We start from the raw sequence: 16,319 nt of genomic DNA, 5'->3' as shown, positions 1-16,319 counted from the left end.
GGCCGCGCGCCAAGGCGACCCGATTCCGGGTTGTGGAGCGCGTGGCCGATACACCCCACGGTGGCGTCGGTCCCTGGCATGGCACATGCATGCTCCGCGCGCCCACCAGGAGGGGACCCGGGATGATGCGCCACCGCCTTGCCTGCTTCATGCGACGCGAAGGGCGGGGCGGAACACCCGCATGACCCCCGCACCCTGGTCCCACGCGGCGATCCCGGTGATCGACATCGGCGGCCTGACCTCCGCCGAGCCGGCGCGGCGCAAGGATGTGGCCTGGCAGATCCACCGCGCCTGCCGCGACACCGGCTTCTTCTACGCCGCCGATCACGGCATCCCGCAGTCGCTGCTGGAGGGGCAGTTCGCCGCGGCGCGCGCCTTCTTCGCCCTGCCGGAGGCGGCGAAGATGGCGGTGCAGTTCCGTCCCGGCGCGCATAACCGGGGCTATGAGGCGCTGCGGCGCCAGCGCCTGGATGCGCAGGCGCCGCCCGACCTGAAGGAGAGCTTCATGTTCGCCGGCGAGACGCCGGACGGCCCGCCCAACCAATGGCCCGAGGGGCTGCCCGGCTTCCGGGCGCAGATGGAAGCCTACCAGGGCGCCGTGACCTCGCTGGCCGATCGGCTGATTCGCGCCGTGGCGCTCTCGCTCGATCTGTCGGAGAGCTATTTCTCGGATGGCTTCGTGGCGGTGAAGCCCTCCATCCGGCTGCTGCACTACCCGCCGCAGCCCAAGGACGCGGCGCTGGACCAGCTGGGTGCCGGGGCGCACACCGATTGGGGCGCGCTGACCCTGCTGCTGCAGGATGATGCGGGCGGTCTCGAGGTCTGCAACGCCGAAGGGCAGTGGATCGCTGCCCGGCCGATCCCCGGCACCTTGGTGGTCAACCTGGGGGACATGGTGCGGCGCTGGACCAACGACCTGTACCAGTCCACCCGGCATCGCGTGCGCAGCTCCGCCAGCGGCCGCAGCCGCTACGCCTGCGCCGCCTTCTACAGCCCGCGGCGCGACTATGTGGTGCGCTGCGTGCCGACCTGCCTGCCGGAAGCCGGCCCGCCGCACTACGCGCCCTGCACCACGGGCGAGCACATGGACGAGATGGTGCGCCGGACCTACGGCGGGTGAGGCCGGAGACCGTCTCGCTCCGCCTGCGCGACGGCGTGCGGCTGGATGCCGATCTGTGGCGCCCGGCCGCGCCCGGCCCGCATCCGGTGCTGCTGATGCGCCAGCCCTATGGGCGGCGGATCGCCTCCACCGTCGTCTTCGCGCATCCCGCCTGGTACGCGGCGCAGGGCTACATCGTGGTGATCCAGGATGTCCGCGGCAGCGGCACATCGGAAGGCGATTTCCTGGCCTATGCGGCGGAGGCCGAGGACGGGGCGGAGGCCATCGCCTGGGCCGCCGGCCTGCCCGGTGCCGATGGCCGGGTGGCGATGTATGGCTTCTCCTACCAGGGGGCGGCGCAGCTGCTGGCGCTGTCGCGGGCGCCGGCGGCGCTGAAGGCGATGGCGCCGGCCATGGCGAACTGGGACCTGCATGGGGAAAAGGCGCGCGACAAGGGCGCCTTCCTGCTGGCCGGCAATGCCTTCTGGGCGGCGCAGATCGGCGCCATCCAGGCGCGCCGCGCCGGCGATGCCGCTTCCCATGCCGAGCTGGCGGCGGCCGGGCCAGACATGTTTCAGGGGCCGGTGCCGGCCGCGCCGGCCGTGCTGGACCGCCATGCCGGCCTGCACCACCACGCGCTGTGGCGCGACGCGCCGGCGGACCATCCCTATTGGCAGCGCGCCTCCCCGGCGCAGGCGCTGGCGGGCACCGAGGCGGATGTGCCGGCGCTTTGGGTGGGCGGCTGGTTCGACTATCACCTGGACGGCACGCTGGCCGGCTATCGCGCGCGGGCGGCGGCGGGCGGCGCGCAGTGGCTGATGATCGGGCCCTGGCCGCACCTCGCCTGGTCCGCGCTGGGCGCTGGTGCCGATTTCGGGCCGGCGGCGGTGTCCGATGTCGATGCCCTGCAGGTGGCGCTGTTCGACCATGTGCTGAAGGGCAGGGCGCTGGAAGGCTGGATGGCGGCCTGCCGCGTCCGGCTGTTCGACCTCGGCCGGCGTGCCTGGCGCGACTTCGCCACGCTGCCGGAGCCGGCGATGCACCCGCTGTTCCTGGCCGGCGATGGCCGCAGCGCGGTGCGGCTGCGGGATGGCGGCCTCGCTGCCACCCCGCCGGCGGCCGAGGCGTGGGAGCGGGTGACGCACGATCCCTGGCGCCCGGTGCCGGCGCTGGGCCTGCATCATGGCGGCCCGGCCTGGTGCGACCGCGCCGCGATCGATGCGCGCTTCGACGTGCTGGCCCTCACCACCGCGCCCCTGGCCGCACCGCTGGACCTGGTGGGGGAGCCGGAGCTGGTGGCGACGGTGCAGGCGGATGCGCCGAGCTTCGACCTGAACGCGACGCTGTGCCTGGTGACGCCGGAGGGGCGCAGCTTCGCCCTCTCCCAGGCCCATGCGGTGCTGGCGGGCGGGCCGGTGCGGCTGCGGCTGCGGGCGCTGTGCATCACCCTCGCGCCCGGCGACCGGCTGCGCCTGTCGCTGGCCGGCGCCTGCTTCCCCGCCTATCCGGTGAACCCCGGCACCGGCACGGATCCCCGCGCGGCGACGGCGGCGGAGGCCGTGCCGATCACGCTCGCACTGCGCTGCGGCGGCGCCGATCCGGCACGGCTGCTGCTGCCGGTGGCGGGGGGGTGATCCGGGCAGCGCGGTGGGGTTCAGGTGGCGGCGATCTCCGCCACCACCTGCCGCGCCGCCCGCGTCACGCCCGCCAGGGTGGCGGAGGCCGCGCCCGTCCAGTCGCCATAGCCCAGCAGCCAGAGCCTGGGCTCCGCCAGGCAGCGGCCGGAGGCGGTGACGGCCACCGGCGCGCCGGCCGGACCGGCTTCCAGCCCCAGCGGCGCCAGATGGTCCAGCGCCGGGCGGAATCCGGTGCACCAGATGATCGCGTCGGCCTCGAACCGCGCGCCATCCGGCCAGACGCCGCCCCGGGCCTCCAGCCGCGCCAGGGGCGGCCTGCCTTCCAGCAGCCCGCGCGCCCGCGCCGCCGCCACCGCCGGCACCTGCACGATGTTGCCGAGCCCGCCCGCCGGCAGGCCCTCCGGCGGCGGCAGGCCCTGCCGGGCGGCCTGCCAGCGGGCGGTGGCGCGTTCGAACAGCACGCGGCCATCGACCTCCGGCGGCAGGAACACCGGCGGGCGTTCCGTCACCCAGGCCAGCGCCGCCGCGTGGCCGTCCAGATCGGCCATCACCTGTGCGCCGGAATTGCCGCCGCCCACCACCAGCACGCGCTGCCCGGCGAAATCCTGCGGCCGGCGATACTGGGCGGAGTGGATCTGCCGACCGGCGAAGCGGGCGCGGCCGGGCAGGTCCGGCAGGTGCGGCGCGCTCCAGGTTCCGGTGGCGCTGATCACGGCGGGGGCGGTCCAGCTTCGCCCATCCTCGGCTTCCGCCCGCAGCCCCGCCGCCGCGCGATGCAGGCCGGTGACCCGCACCGGGCGCAGCACCGGGATGGCATAGCGCGCTTCATAGGCGGCGAGGTAGGCGATGACGGCGTCGCGGCCGGGAAAGCCGCCCCCGGGCAGCGGCGGCATGGCCCAGCCGGGCAGCGCATTGTGCTGCGCCGGGGAGAACAGGGTGAGCGTGTCCCACCCATGCTGCCAGGCGCCGCCTTGTGCCGGGCCGGCATCCAGCAGCTGGAAGGAAAGCCCGGCGCGGCGCAGGAAATAGCCGGCGGCGAGTCCGGCCTGGCCGCCGCCCAGCACCAGGACCTGCGGCATGGTCACGCCCGGGGCGTGGCCGGCGCGGCCTGCAGCAGCAGCAGCGCCAGGCAGGCGGCGACCGAGAGCCCGCCGGTCAGCAGCAGCGCGGCGCCGACGCCGCCGGCTTCCAGCAGCAGGCCGAACAGGAAGGGCGCGCCGGACTGCAGCAGCCGTGCCGGGGCGCCGAGCAGGCCCTGCCGCGCGCCATAGCCGCCGGGACCGAAGACGGCGAGCGGCAGCGTGCCCTTGGCGATGGTCATCACGCCATTGCCCATGCCGTGCAGCACCGCGAAGGCCGCCGCCGCCGGCCCGCCGAACACGGCCAGCACCAGCGCCCCCAGCGGATGGCCGAGCGCGGCCAGGCGGGCGGACACCAGCGGGTGGAAGCGCCGCAGCAGGCCGAATTCGGCGACGCGCGCCGCCACCTGCGCCGGGCCGATCAGCGCCCCCGCCGCCACCGCCGCGGCGCTGGTGGCGCCGGCCGCCTGCAGCAGCGTGGGCAGGTGCGCCGCCATGGCGCCGGCAATGAACCAGGTCGCGGCGAAGACGAAGGCCAGCAGCGGCATGGCCAGGCGCGAGGGCGGCGGCCCGGCTTCCGCCGCCGCCGCGGCGTGGCGTTCCGGCGGCGGCGCCGGCGGCACCAGCAGCCGGTTCAGCGGCAGGCCCAGCAGCAGGTGCAGCCCGGCCCAGGCGAGGCAGGTGCCGCGCCAGCCGAAGCCTTCCTCCAGCAGGGCGGAGACCGGCCAGGCGACGGTGGAGGCGAAGCCGGCGATCAGCGTGATGCCGGTGATCGGCGCCCGCGCGGCGCGGCCATACAGCCCGGCCAGGGTGGCGAAGGCGGCATCGTAGAGGCCGAGCGACATGGCCAGCCCCATCACCAGCCAGGCCGCCGCCAGCCACCAGAAGCCGGGCGCCAGCGCCAGCCCCGCCAGCCCCGCGGCGAAGACCAGGTTGGACAGCGCCAGCACGCCGCGGCCGCCGCGCACATCGATGGCCCGGCCCACCGCCGGGGCGACGAGCGCGGAGAGGATCAGGCTGGCGGAGAAGGCGCCGAAGACCCAGGAGGAAGGGATGCCGAAGCTGTCCGCCATCGGCACCGCCAGGATCGCCGGCAGGTAGTAGGAGGACCCCCAGGCCAGGGTCTGCGCCGAGCCCAGCGCGATGACGACGCGGCGCGACCCCGCCGGGGCAGGCTCGTTCACGGCGTGCCGCAGCAGGGGGCGGTGGCGGCCAGGGCGGGCTTCGGCGCGCAGCAGGCACCCTGCGGCGTCACCGGGGTGCAGCAGGCGGCGGCCGCGGTGTCGGTGCGGCAGACGCCGGTTTCCGGCAGCACCAGTTCCACCCGCCGTGCCGCGGCCAGGTCGCCGGCCAGATGCGCGGCGATGCTGCGCACCTGCTCATGCCCCGTGGCCAGCAGGAAGGTGGGCGCGCGGCCGTAGCTCTTCATGCCGGCGATCCAGAAGCCGGGCTCCGGATGCCGCAACTCGGCCTCGCCATGCGGGCGTACGGTGCCGCAGCTGTGCAGGTTGGGGTCGATCAGCGGCGCCAGGGCGGGGGTTGCCTCCACCGCCGGGTCCAAGGCCAGCCGCACCTCCCCCAGGAAGGACAGGTCCGGGCGGAAGCCGGTGGCGGTGACCAGGCGGTCGGCGCGCAGCGTGACCGTTTCCTCCCCCTGCCGGCCCTGGATCGCCAGCGCACCCGCCTCCTCCGAGATGCCGTCGAGCAGGAAGGGGGCGATGAGGCTGACGGCGCCGGCTTCCACCAGCGCCCGCGCCTCCGCCCCCAGCGCGCCGCGCGCCGCCAGCCCATCCGCCGCGCCGCCGCCGAAGCTGATCGCATCCGGTGCCCGGCGCATCGCCCAGAGGATGCGCGTGCCCGGTGCCTGCCGCGCCAGTGCCACCAGATCCAGCACCGCGTTCATGGCCGAATGGCCGCCGCCGAGCACCAGCGTGGTGCGGCCGGCATGGGCGGCCCGCGCCGCGCCCAGCACATCCGGGATGCCGGTGGCGATGCGCGCGGCGTGCGCCGCCTCGCCCGGCGCCGGCATGCCATGCGCGCCGGCGGGGTTGGGGCGGGACCAGGTGCCGGAACAGTCCAGCACCGCCCGCGCGGCCAGCACCGCCTCGCCCCGTGCGGTGGCCAGGTGCAGCATCAGCGGCAGGGCGGCACGATCCGCCGCATCGCGCAGCCGGCCATGGTCGCGCCGCGCCACGCCGAGCACGCGCGCGCCGGTGCGCACCACCGGGCCCAGCGCCTCGGCCAGCGGCTCCAGGTATTGCGCGACCATCTCCGCCCCGGTGGGGAAGGTCTCGGGGTCCGGCGCCGTCCAGCCGCCGGCTTCCAGCAGGCCGCGCGCCGCGGCATCCGTGTTGTAGCGCCAGGGGGAGAACAGCCGCACATGGCCCCATTCCCGCATGGCGGCGGCAATGCGCGGCCCGGCTTCCAGCACCACCGCTTCCTGCCCGCGGGCGCGGAGATGCGCGGCGGCGGCCAGCCCGATGGGGCCGGCGCCGATGATGGCGACGGGCAGGGTCATGCGGGATCGTCCTTTCCACAGCCAAAGGCGCGGCCGGTATCGGCCAGCGCGGTGGTCGCTTCCATCCAGGCCTCCAGCGCCACGGCGAAGGCGGCGCGGCCGGCGGGTGTCAGGGCATAGACCCGGCGCGTGCGCCCCTGCACCAGCGCATCCTGGCCGGTGACGAAGCCGCCGGCCTCGAAATCACGCAGCACCGGGTAGATGGTGCCCTCGCTGGGGGAACAGCAGCCGCCGGTGACGCGGGCGACGCGGCGCGCGATCTCGTAGCCATGCAGCGCCTCGTCATGCAGGACGCGCAGGATGAAGAATTTGGACAGGCCCATCTTGATGGTGCCCGCCCAATAATCCCGGGCGCCGTAGTCGATGCGCGGCGGGGCCGCGCGGGGGGGGTGTTCCATGCCCCGCAGTCTAATACCGCAAGGCTCAAGGCATCAACCCCCGATGCAGTACCTCAGGCCGGCGCGGGCGCCACCGGCAGCCGGGCCCGGCGCGGCGTCGCCAGCCGTTCCAGCGCCAGGTAGACCGCCGGCGTGGTATACAGAGTCAGCAGTTGGGACAGCACCAGCCCGCCGATGATGGTGATGCCCAGCGGCTGGCGCAGTTCCGCCCCCGGCCCGGTGGCGATGGCCAGCGGCACGGCGCCGAACAGCGCGGCCAGGGTGGTCATCAGGATGGGGCGGAAGCGTTCGCGGCAGGCTTCCAGGATCGCCACCATGCCGCCCGCGCCGCCTTCGCGTTCATGCGCCAGGGCGAAATCCACCATCATGATGGCGTTCTTCTTCACGATGCCCATCAGCAGGATCACGCCGATCATCGCGATCACGCTGAAGGGGGTGCCGGTGGCCAGCAGTGCCAGCAGCGCGCCGATCCCCGCCGTGGGCAGGGTGGACAGGATGGTCAGCGGGTGGATCAGGCTTTCGTACAGCACGCCCAGCACGATGTAGATGGTGACCAGCGCCGCCAGGATCAGCAGCGGCAGGCCGCTGAGGAAGCTCTGGAAGGTGCGGGCATTGCCGGCGAATTCGCCGCGGATGCCGGGCGGCATCTGGATATCGAGCGCCGCCTGCTCCACCAGCCGCGTCGCCGCCCCCAGTTCCACCCCCTCGGCCAGCGAGAAGCTGATGCTGGCGGCCGGGAACAGCCCCTGATGGGTGATCGAGCGCGGTGCCACGCTGCGTTCCAGCCGCACCAGCGCGCCCAGCGGCACCGGCCCGTCGCGGCCGGGGACGAAGATGTCCTGCAGCTGCCCCGGATCCTGCGTCAGCAGCGGGTCGATCTCCAGCACCACGCGGTACTGGTTGCGGGTGCGGTAGATGGTGGAGACCTGGCGCTGCGCGAAGGCGTTGTTCAGCGCGCCACCCAGGGCGGAGATGGACACCCCGAGCCGCGCCGCCGCGTCGCGGTCGATGACGAGGCGGGAGATCAGCCCGGTGCGTTCCTGGTCCGAGGACACGTCCACCACCTGCGGCAGGCTGCGCAATTGCTGCACCAGCCGGTCGCTCCAGATGCCCAGCTCCTCGAGGTCCGGGGTCAGCAGCACATACTGGTAGGAGGCATTGCCCTGCCGCCCGCCGACATTGATGTCCGCCTGCGGCCGCATGAAGGTCTGCACGCCGGTGACGCGCGAAAGCGGCGCGCGCAGCCGTGTGATCACCTGCACCGCGGTCAGCCCGCCGCGTGCCGCGCGCGGCTTCAGCCCGATCTGCAGCCGGATGTTGGAGGAGGAGCCGAAGAAGCCGCCGCCGCCGACGGAGGCGGAGATGCTTTCCACCGCCGGATCGGCGCGGATGATCTCCACCACCTGCTCCTGGTAGCCGACCATCGCCTGGAAGGAGGTATCGGGCTGCGCCACGGCGGCGCCGAACAGCAGGTTGGTGTCCTGTTCCGGGAAGAAGGCCTTGGGCACCTGCATGTAGAGCCAGACGGTCAGCACCACGAGGCCGAGGGTGAAGACCACGGTCAGGCGACGCCAGCGCAGCACCACGGCCAGGCTGCGCATGTAGCCCGCCACCAGCGCATCCATCGCGCGCTCGAACCCGCGGCCGAACCGGCCGGGCGGGCGGGGCGCGGCGCTGCCGAGCGCGACGGCGACCATCGGCGTGACGGTCAGGGAAATGACCGCGGAGATGGCGACGGCGACCGACAGCGTCGCGGCAAACTCGAAGAACATCCGGCCGACCAGCCCGCCCATGAACAGCAGCGGGATGAACACGGCGATGAGCGAGATGCTCATCGACACCACGGTGAAGCCGATCTGCCGCGCGCCTTCCAGCGCCGCCTGGCGCGGCTTCATGCCGCGTTCCACCAGGCGGGCCATGTTCTCGATCATGATGATGGCGTCGTCCACCACGAAGCCGACCGAGATGGTCAGCGCCATCAGCGAGAAGTTGTTCAGCGAGTAGCCCAGCATCCACATCACGCCGAGCGTGCCGAGCAGCGACAGCGGCACGGAGATGCCGGCGGCCACCACCGCGGATTTGCGGCGGAGGAACATGGCCACCACCAGCACCACCAGCACGATGCTGATCAGCAGCGCGTGCTGCACCTCCGCCACGCTGGCGCGGATGGTCTCCGACCGGTCGCGCATCACGGTGATGTCGATGCCGGCAGGGATCCAGCGCTGCAGTTGCGGGATCAGCGCGGTGATGCCGTCCACCACCTCCAGCACATTGGCGTCGGCCTGCTTGTAGACGGTGAGGATGACGGCCGGGCGGCCGTTGAAGGATCCCGCCTGCCGCCGGTCCCGCGGCCCCTGGGAAACCCGGGCCAGGCTGGACAGGCGCACGATGGCGCCATCCGCCTGGCGCACCACGATGTCGCCGAACTGCTCCGGCGTCACCAGCCGGTCGTTCACCGCGATGGCGGCGGATTGCTCGGGCCCGTCGATCAACCCGGTGGCCTGGGTGACGTTGGCGCCGGTGATGGCGGCGCGGATCTGCTCCAGCGAGACATTGGCCGCCGTCGCCGCGCCCGGGTTCACCGCGACACGGATCGCCGGCTGCTCGGCGCCGGAGATGTTCACCTGCGCCGTGCCATCCACCTGCGACAGGCGCGGCACCACGATGCTGTCCGCCGCGTCGTAGATCTCGCCGGAGGTGACGGTGTCGGACGTCATCGCCAGGATCAGCACCGGCGCATCGCCCGGGTTCAGCTTGCGGAAGCTGGGCTGGCTGGTGAGGCCGGAGGGCAGATCCGCCTGCGCCGCGTTGATCGCCGCCTGCACGTCCCGTGCCGCGCTCTCGATGGAGCGGGAGAGTTCGAACTGCACGATGATGCGGGTGGAGCCGAGCGAGGAGGTGGAGGTCATCTCGCTGATGCCGGGGATCTCGCCCAGCTTGCGCTCCAGCGGTGCGGCGACGGAGGCCGCCATGATGGCGGGGTCGGCGCCGGGCTGGCTGGCCGTCACCGCGATGGTCGGGAAATCCACCTTCGGCAGCGGCGCCACCGGCAGGTCGAAATAGGCCACCAGCCCGGCCAGGGCCAGGCCGATGGCCAGCAGCGTGGTGCCGATGGGCCGCGCGATGAAGGGGGCGGAGATCGACATGCCGCTATTCCGCCGGCGCCGGCGGGGGCACGGGCGCCCGGCCTGCCCAGCGCTGCGCCGCCCCCCGGATCCGCTCCATCGCCAGGTAGATCACCGGCGTGGTGTAGAGCGTGATGACCTGGCTCAGCAGCAGCCCGCCGATGACCGACACGCCGAGCGGCAGCCGCAATTCGCTGCCCGCGCCGCTGCCCAGCACCAGCGGCAGGGCGCCCAGCAGGGCCGCCATGGTGGTCATCATGATGGGGCGGAAGCGCAGCAGGCAGGCTTCGCGGATCGCATCGCGCGGGGCCAGGCCGTGTTCGCGCTGCGCCTCCAGCGCGAAATCGATCATCATGATGGCGTTCTTCTTCACGATGCCCATCAGCAGCACGATGCCGATCAGCCCGATCACCGACAGGTCCAGCCCGAACAGCGCCAGCCCCAGCAGCGCGCCGATGCCGGCGGAAGGCAGGGTGGAGAGGATGGTGATCGGGTGGATGACGCTTTCGTACAGCACGCCCAGGACGATGTAGATGACGACGATGGCGGCCAGGATCAGCCAGCCCTGCCCGGCGAGCGACCGGGTGAATTCCGCCGCATCGCCGCCGAAGGTCCCGGCCGTCGAATCCGGCAGGCCGAGGCTGGCGCGCGTCTCCCGGATCGCCTCCAGCGCGGCGCCGAGCGAGGTGCCGGGGGCGAGGTTGAAGCCGATGGTCACGGCCGGGAACTGGTCCGCGCGGGTGATGGTCAGCGGCCCGCGGCCGCGGGTGATGGTGGCGATCTCCGCCAGCGGGATCTGCGGCGCGATGCCGGTTGCGGTGCCGCCGAGCTGCGTGCTGCTGCCCGGCACGCGCAGCAGGCCGATCGCCGCCGGGTCGCCGGCCTGCGCCGGATCGGCTTCCAGCACCACGCGGTACTGGTTGTTCTGCGCGTAGATGGTGGAGATCTGCCGCTGGCCGAAGGCGTTGTAGAGCGTGGCATCCACCGCCTCCATCGTCACGCCCAGCCGGGCGGCGCGCAGCCGGTCCACCTGCACCATCACGCGCAGCCCGTCCTCCCGCTGGTCGCTGTTCACATCGGCCAGTTCCGGCCGCTGGCGCAGCGCCGCCACCAGCCGCGGCGCCCATTCGCCCAGCGTCGCCGCATCGCTGTCCATCAGCGTGTACTGGTACTGCGTGGCGCCGGGCCGGGTGCCGATCTGGATGTCCTGCACCGGCTGCATGAAGGTCTCGACGCCGGGGATGGCGGCAAGCCGCGGCGCCAGCCGCGCCATCACCGCGCCGACATCGTCCTCGCGTTCCGCCCGCGGCCGCAGCACCGCGGTCAGCCGGCCGGAGTTCTGCGCCGCGTTCACGGTGCCGGCGCCGGCGACCGAGGTGACGGACACCACATCCGGGTCCTGGCGCACCACCTCCGACACCTGGCGCTGCAGGGCGGACATGCGGGCGAAGGAAACGTCCTGCGGCGCCTCCGTCGTGATGGTGATGAGGCCGGTGTCCTGCAGCGGCAGGAAGCCCTTCGGCATCACCACATACAGCGCGATGGTGCCGGCCAGCGTCAGGCCGGCGATCGCCAGCATCAGCGCCTCCCGCGCCAGGGCCCAGTCCAGCGTGCGGGCATAGAGCCGGCGCAGCGCCTCGAACCCGGCCTCGAACAGCTGGGAGATGCGGCCGGGGCGGTCCTGGCCGTGGTCGCGCAGCAGCAGGCCGCACATCATCGGCGTCAGTGTCAGCGACACCACCATGGACACCAGGACGGAGACCGTCAGCACCATGGCGAATTCGCGGAACAGCCGGCCGACCACGCCTTCCATGAACAGCAGCGGGATGAACACCGCAATCAGGGAGACGGTGAGGCTGACGATGGTGAAGCCGATCTGCCTCGCCCCCTCATAGGCCGCGCGCAGCGGCTTCTTCCCCTCCTCGATCAGGCGGACGATGTTCTCGATCATCACGATCGCATCGTCCACCACGAAGCCTGTCGCGATGGTCAGCGCCATCAGCGAGAGGTTGTCCATCGAATAGCCCAGCAGCGCCATCACGCCGAAGGTGCCGATGATGGAGAGCGGCAGGGCCACGCCGGGCACCAGCGTGGCGCGGAGGGTGCGCAGGAACAGGAAGATCACCAGCACCACCAGCACGATGGACAGCACCAGGGTGAACTGCACCTCGTGCACCGAGGCGCGGATCGTCTCCGTCCGGTCCGCCACCACGGAAAGCTGCGCGCCGGCGGGCAGGGCGCGTTGCAGCCCTTCCAGCTGGCCGCGCAGCGCCTCCACCGTCTGCACGATGTTGGCGCCCGGCTGGCGCTGCACGTCGAGCAGCACGGCGGGCTGGCCGTTGTACCAGGCCGCGGTCAGCGTGTTCTCCAGATCCTCCACCGCCACGCCCACGTCGCGCAGCCGCACCGGCGCTTCGTCGCGCCAGGCGATGATGAGGTCCTGGAAGCCCTGCACCGTGGTGATCTGGTCGTTGGCCATGACGGCGGAGGCCTGCTGCGGCCCATCGACCGAGCCCTTGGCGCCGGCGACGTTGCCGGCGGTGACGGCGGTGCGTACCGTCTCCAGCCCGATGCCGTAGGCGGCCAGCCGCCGCGGGTCCACCTGCAGCCGGACCGCCGGGCGCATGTTGCCCTGCACGCCGACGCGTCCCACCCCGCCCACCTGCGCCAGGCGCTGCGCCAGCAGCGTGTCGACGATATCCGAAAGCCGGGCCACCGGCAGCGTCTCGCTGGTCAGCGCCAGGGTCAGGATCGGCGGGTCCGCCGGGTTCACCTTCGCATAGGTTGGCGGGTAGGGCAGGGAGGAGGGCAGGGTGCCGCGCGCCGCGTTGATCGCCGCCTGCACGTCCTGCGCCGCATCGTCGATGTCGCGGCCGAGGTTGAACTGCAGGGTGATGCGGCTGACCGAGGGGCCGGAGACCGAGACCATCTCCGCCAGCCCCGAGATCTGCGCCAATTGCCGTTCGAGGGAGGCCGTGACCAGCACCGCCACCGTGTCCGGCGAGGCGCCGGGCAATTGCGTGGTGACCTGGATGGTGGGGAAATCCACCTCCGGCAGGGAGGAGACGGGCAGGCGGAGATAGCCGTAGAGGCCGGTCAGCAGCACCGCGATGGCGAGCAGCGAGGTGGCGATCGGCCGGGCGATGAAGGGCGCGGAAATGTTCATCCGGGCGCCGCCTCAGCGCCCGGGCGGCGTGGCCGGCGCGCCCCCAGCGGGGCCAGCCGGCGGGGCGCCTGGTGGACCACCCGGGCGGCGCCGCGCCTGGCGCGGGATGGCCACCGGCACCACCGGTTCGGCCACCTGCACGCGGCTGCCATTCACCAGGCGCAGCGCGCCGGAGGAGACGGCGCGTTCGCCGGGCCGGATGCCGCGCTGCACCACGGCCTGCGGCCCGGCGATGGTGCCGAGCGTCAGTGGCCGCTGTTCCACCGTGCCATCCGGCTTGACGATGAAGGCGTAGGGCCCCTGCGGGCCGCGCTGGATGGCGACCAGCGGCAGCAGCACCACGTCGCGCAGCTCCGCCACCTGGATGCGGGTGTTGACGAAGGCGCCGGGCCACAGGCGCTGGTCCGCGTTGTCGAACACCGCCTTCAGCTTGATGGTGCCGGTCGTGGCGTCCACCTGGTTGTCCAGCGTCACCAGCCGGCCGATCGGGTTGGGCGGCGGCGCGCTGCCATCCAGCGGCGCCGGCGCGGCCTCCGCCAGCCGCGCCTCCACCGGCACTGCTCCCGCGGCCAGCGCGTCCCGCACCTGGCCCAGCTGCTGCTGCGGCAGGGTGAAGGTGACGTTGATCGGCCGCAGCTGCGTCACGGTCACGATGCCGGTGGTGCTGCTGCTGCTGACGAAATTGCCGATATCCACCTGCCGCAGCCCGACCCGCCCATCGAAGGGCGCGCGGATGGTGGTGTCGTCCAGATTGGCCCGGGCGTTGGCGATGGTCGCGTCATCGAACTGGAGCTGCGCTTCCAGCTGCGCCACCGTGGCGCGCTGCGTGTCCAGCGTCTGCTGCGAGGTGCCGTTGCTGCGGGCCAGCTGGACATATCGTTGCAGGTCGCGCCGGGCATTGGCCAGCTGCGCTTCCCGCTGCGCCCTTGTCGCCACCGCCTGGTCCAGCGCCGCCTGGTAGCTGCGCGGGTCGATGCGCACCAGCACGTCGCCGGCCGCTACCTGCTGGCCTTCCTCGAAGACGATCTCCGTGATGCGGCCGGAGACCTGTGGCACCACGGTGACGGTGTTGAAGGCCTGCACCGTGCCCAGCGCATCCAGCAGGATGGGCAGGTTGCCGACCGCGGCCGTGGCGGCGGTGACGGGGATGGCGGGCGGGCCGCCGCGCGGCCCCCCGGCGGTGGTGGCCGGCGGCGTGGCGCCGACCCAGCCCTGGCGCCAGGCATGCCAGCCGCCCGCGCCCAGCAGCAGCAGCAGCGCCAGCAGCAGCCAGGGCCAGCGGCGGCGGCGCCTGGCGGAAGGCGGTGGCGCCGCGGCTTCCGGCGCCGGCACCCCGGGCGGCGGGGCCAGGGCGGCTGTGGGCGCGCGCGTGGCCGCGGGTGTGGTCGCGGAGGTGGCGGCTTCGGGCCTGGGGGGGCGGGGCAGGTCGTTCATCGGGCGGAACTCGCTTGGCCGGGCAGCGCAACCGGAAGGGGGGCAGGCGCCGGCGGAACATCGCTCCAGCCGCCGCCCAGCGCCGTGAACAGCCCGGCGGCGGCCAGCAGCCGGTCGGTCTGCGCATCGGCCAGCGCGTTGCGGGCGCTGAACAGGCTGGATTGCACGGACAGCACGGTCAGCAGGTCCACCGTGCCGGCCTGCAGCTGGGCCTCCGCGATCTGGTAGGCGCGCTGGGCGGCACGTTCCCGCGCCCGTTGCAGCGCCACCGCTTCGGTTGCGCGTTGCAGGGCGGAGAGGCTGGTTTCCGTGTCCTGCAGCGCGGCCAGGATCGCCAGGCGGTAAGTCGCCAGCAATTCCTGCTGCCGGGCGCTGAACTGCGCCACCTGGGCGCGCAGCGCGCCGCCGTCGAAGATCGGCGCGGTCAGGCCAGCAGTCAGGCTGTACAGGGTGGAGCCGGGGCGCAGCAGCGTCTCCAGCGCCAGGGACTGCACGCCGCCGCTGCCGGTCAGCGCGATGGTCGGGAACAGCGCGGCGCGGGCGGCGGCGACATTGGCATTGGCAGCCAGCAGGTTGGCCTCCGCCTGCTGCACATCCGGCCGGCGCGCCAGCAGCTCGGCCGGCAGGCCGGGCTCGATCCCCGGCACGGTGATCTCCTCCAGCCGCAGGGCGGCGATGTCGATGGCCCCGGGCGGCACGCCGGTCAGCGTGCCGAGCGCGAAGGCGTTCTGCTCCACGGTCCGTTGCAGGCCGGGGATGGCGGCGCGCTGCTGCGCCACCACGGTTTCCTGCTGCGCCACGTCCAGCCCGGTGGCGGTGCCCACCGCCAGGCGCTGGCGCAGGATGGTCAGGTTGCGGGTCGCGACCTCCAGGTTGCCGCGCTGGATCTCCAGCTGCTCCAGCGCGCCCAGCGCGTTGAACAGGGCATTGGCGACCGCCGACTGGGTGCTGAGCGCGGTGACGCCGATGGCATAGCGTGCGGCGGTGGCGGAGGCGCGGGCGGAGTCCAGGATCGCCCGGTTGCGGCCCCAGAAATCCACCTCGTAGCTGGCGGACAGGCCGGCGCCGAAGCTGTTGCCGGCGGGCGCCGCGCTGCCCGGGTTGCGGTTGCTGGCGCGGGAGCGGCGGGCGGAGGCATCGGCATCCAGGCTCGGCAGCAGCGCGGCGCCGGAAATCCGCACCTCCGCATCCGCCTGGCGCAGCCGCGCGGCGGCGGCGGCCAGGTCGAGATTGCCGGCCATGGCGGCGCGCATCAGCGCATCCAGCTGCGGCGCGTTGAAGCCCTGCCACCAGGTGGCGTCGGGCCAGCGCATCGCCCCCGGCACCGGCGCGGCGGCGGCGCCGCGGAACAGGCCTGGCAGACGAAGGCCGGAGGCGGCCGGGTCGATCCGGGCGGCGCAGCCACTCGCCAGCCCCCCGAGCAGGAGAAGGGCGGAGGCGCGGAGCAAGGGGCGGCGGGTGGCTGGGGAAACCGGCATGCGGCTGTCTATGGACCTGCTGTTGGGCATGGGCGTGGCGCTGGCCGGCGCGATGAAACCTTCTTTGGCCCCACAGCCCGCCGGCCGCCACAGACTTTTGGCTACGAAGCGTTGCGCCGGGTAAGCCGCTGCGACAGCGCCCCGCCACGGCCCGCGGCCGCGTCACAATGCCGGGAGATGCCCCGCCGCCACCCCGGCGCGGGCCAGCCGCCTGGATGAGTCGCGGACATGTCCGGAGACAAGGTTAACGCGCGTTAAGCAAAACTGACTTCTGGACGTAATACGGGGCGGATAGGTGTCCGGCGATGAAACGGCAGCCGACCCAATCCACACGCATGCGCGCCTTCCAGGGACGGCCACCGGCCAGCCCGGGTGCTATGCCGAG

General features: G+C 73.3%; 10 protein-coding genes. 2 read left to right on the top strand and 8 right to left on the bottom strand.

The genetic code is table 11. From position 1 onward, the window contains the following. Positions 1–181: 181 nt before the first annotated feature. Together HEQ75_RS16990 and HEQ75_RS16985 are read left to right on the top strand one after the other, a co-directional pair. On the top strand, positions 182–1,120 hold the full coding sequence (locus HEQ75_RS16990) for an isopenicillin N synthase family dioxygenase (protein ID WP_168032796.1): 939 nt from the start codon (positions 182–184) through the stop codon (positions 1,118–1,120). After that, positions 1,117–2,733, top strand: coding sequence for a CocE/NonD family hydrolase (locus HEQ75_RS16985; RefSeq protein ID WP_328734208.1), 1,617 nt, complete (start codon positions 1,117–1,119; stop codon positions 2,731–2,733). The genes HEQ75_RS16990 and HEQ75_RS16985 overlap by 4 nt, the downstream gene beginning before the upstream one ends. Positions 2,734–2,753: 20 nt before the next feature. Here HEQ75_RS16985 and HEQ75_RS16980 read toward each other — a convergent pair whose 3' ends face one another. The 8 genes from HEQ75_RS16980 to HEQ75_RS16945 are packed head-to-tail and all read right to left on the bottom strand — an operon-like array spanning position 2,754 to position 15,934. Then, complete coding sequence (locus HEQ75_RS16980) at positions 2,754–3,815, bottom strand: ArsO family NAD(P)H-dependent flavin-containing monooxygenase (RefSeq protein WP_168032794.1); 1,062 nt, start codon at positions 3,813–3,815, stop codon at positions 2,754–2,756. A gap of 2 nt (positions 3,816–3,817) precedes the next feature. After that, a complete protein-coding gene (locus HEQ75_RS16975; protein WP_168032792.1) occupies positions 3,818–4,999 on the bottom strand; it encodes an MFS transporter in 1,182 nt (393 codons plus the stop codon). Beyond that, the gene (locus tag HEQ75_RS16970; protein ID WP_168032790.1) at positions 4,996–6,333 is read right to left on the bottom strand and encodes an FAD-dependent oxidoreductase; all 1,338 of its coding nucleotides are present in this window, start codon (positions 6,331–6,333) and stop codon (positions 4,996–4,998) included. The genes HEQ75_RS16975 and HEQ75_RS16970 overlap by 4 nt, the downstream gene beginning before the upstream one ends. Next, positions 6,330–6,731, bottom strand: coding sequence for a PadR family transcriptional regulator (locus tag HEQ75_RS16965; RefSeq protein WP_235961830.1), 402 nt, complete (start codon positions 6,729–6,731; stop codon positions 6,330–6,332). Before HEQ75_RS16965 ends, HEQ75_RS16970 begins: the two co-directional genes overlap by 4 nt. Before the next feature lie 53 nt (positions 6,732–6,784). Beyond that, positions 6,785–9,877, bottom strand: coding sequence for an efflux RND transporter permease subunit (locus HEQ75_RS16960; RefSeq protein ID WP_168032788.1), 3,093 nt, complete (start codon positions 9,875–9,877; stop codon positions 6,785–6,787). A 4-nt stretch (positions 9,878–9,881) separates the two neighbouring features. After that, positions 9,882–13,022 carry an efflux RND transporter permease subunit gene (locus HEQ75_RS16955; protein ID WP_168032786.1) on the bottom strand — a complete coding sequence of 1,047 codons (3,141 nt, stop codon included), beginning with the start codon at positions 13,020–13,022 and terminating at the stop codon, positions 9,882–9,884. A 12-nt stretch (positions 13,023–13,034) separates the two neighbouring features. Continuing rightward, positions 13,035–14,456 carry an efflux RND transporter periplasmic adaptor subunit gene (locus HEQ75_RS16950; RefSeq protein ID WP_168032784.1) on the bottom strand — a complete coding sequence of 474 codons (1,422 nt, stop codon included), beginning with the start codon at positions 14,454–14,456 and terminating at the stop codon, positions 13,035–13,037. Then, positions 14,453–15,934, bottom strand: a complete 1,482-nt coding sequence (locus HEQ75_RS16945) for an efflux transporter outer membrane subunit (RefSeq protein ID WP_168032782.1) — start codon at positions 15,932–15,934, stop codon at positions 14,453–14,455. Before HEQ75_RS16945 ends, HEQ75_RS16950 begins: the two co-directional genes overlap by 4 nt. Positions 15,935–16,319 lie beyond the last annotated feature (385 nt).

It is taken from the genome of Falsiroseomonas selenitidurans, assembly GCF_012103215.1.
GTDB classification, from domain to species: Bacteria; Pseudomonadota; Alphaproteobacteria; order Acetobacterales; family Acetobacteraceae; genus Falsiroseomonas; species Falsiroseomonas selenitidurans.
Note: the sequence above shows the minus strand (reverse complement) of the source record. Positions and strands in the feature narration are given on the sequence as shown.

Bases quoted from the DNA above. Each gene is read 5' to 3' on its own strand.
- HEQ75_RS16960 (WP_168032788.1), bottom strand. From the start codon at position 9,877: ATGTCGATCTCCGCCCCCTTCATCGCGCGGCCCATCGGCACCACGCTG.
- HEQ75_RS16970 (WP_168032790.1), bottom strand. From the start codon at position 6,333: ATGACCCTGCCCGTCGCCATCATCGGCGCCGGCCCCATCGGGCTGGCC.
- HEQ75_RS16965 (WP_235961830.1), bottom strand. From the start codon at position 6,731: ATGGAACACCCCCCCCGCGCGGCCCCGCCGCGCATCGACTACGGCGCC.
- HEQ75_RS16980 (WP_168032794.1), bottom strand. From the start codon at position 3,815: ATGCCGCAGGTCCTGGTGCTGGGCGGCGGCCAGGCCGGACTCGCCGCC.
- HEQ75_RS16950 (WP_168032784.1), bottom strand. From the start codon at position 14,456: ATGAACGACCTGCCCCGCCCCCCCAGGCCCGAAGCCGCCACCTCCGCG.
- HEQ75_RS16990 (WP_168032796.1), top strand. From the start codon at position 182: ATGACCCCCGCACCCTGGTCCCACGCGGCGATCCCGGTGATCGACATC.
- HEQ75_RS16945 (WP_168032782.1), bottom strand. From the start codon at position 15,934: ATGCCGGTTTCCCCAGCCACCCGCCGCCCCTTGCTCCGCGCCTCCGCC.
- HEQ75_RS16955 (WP_168032786.1), bottom strand. From the start codon at position 13,022: ATGAACATTTCCGCGCCCTTCATCGCCCGGCCGATCGCCACCTCGCTG.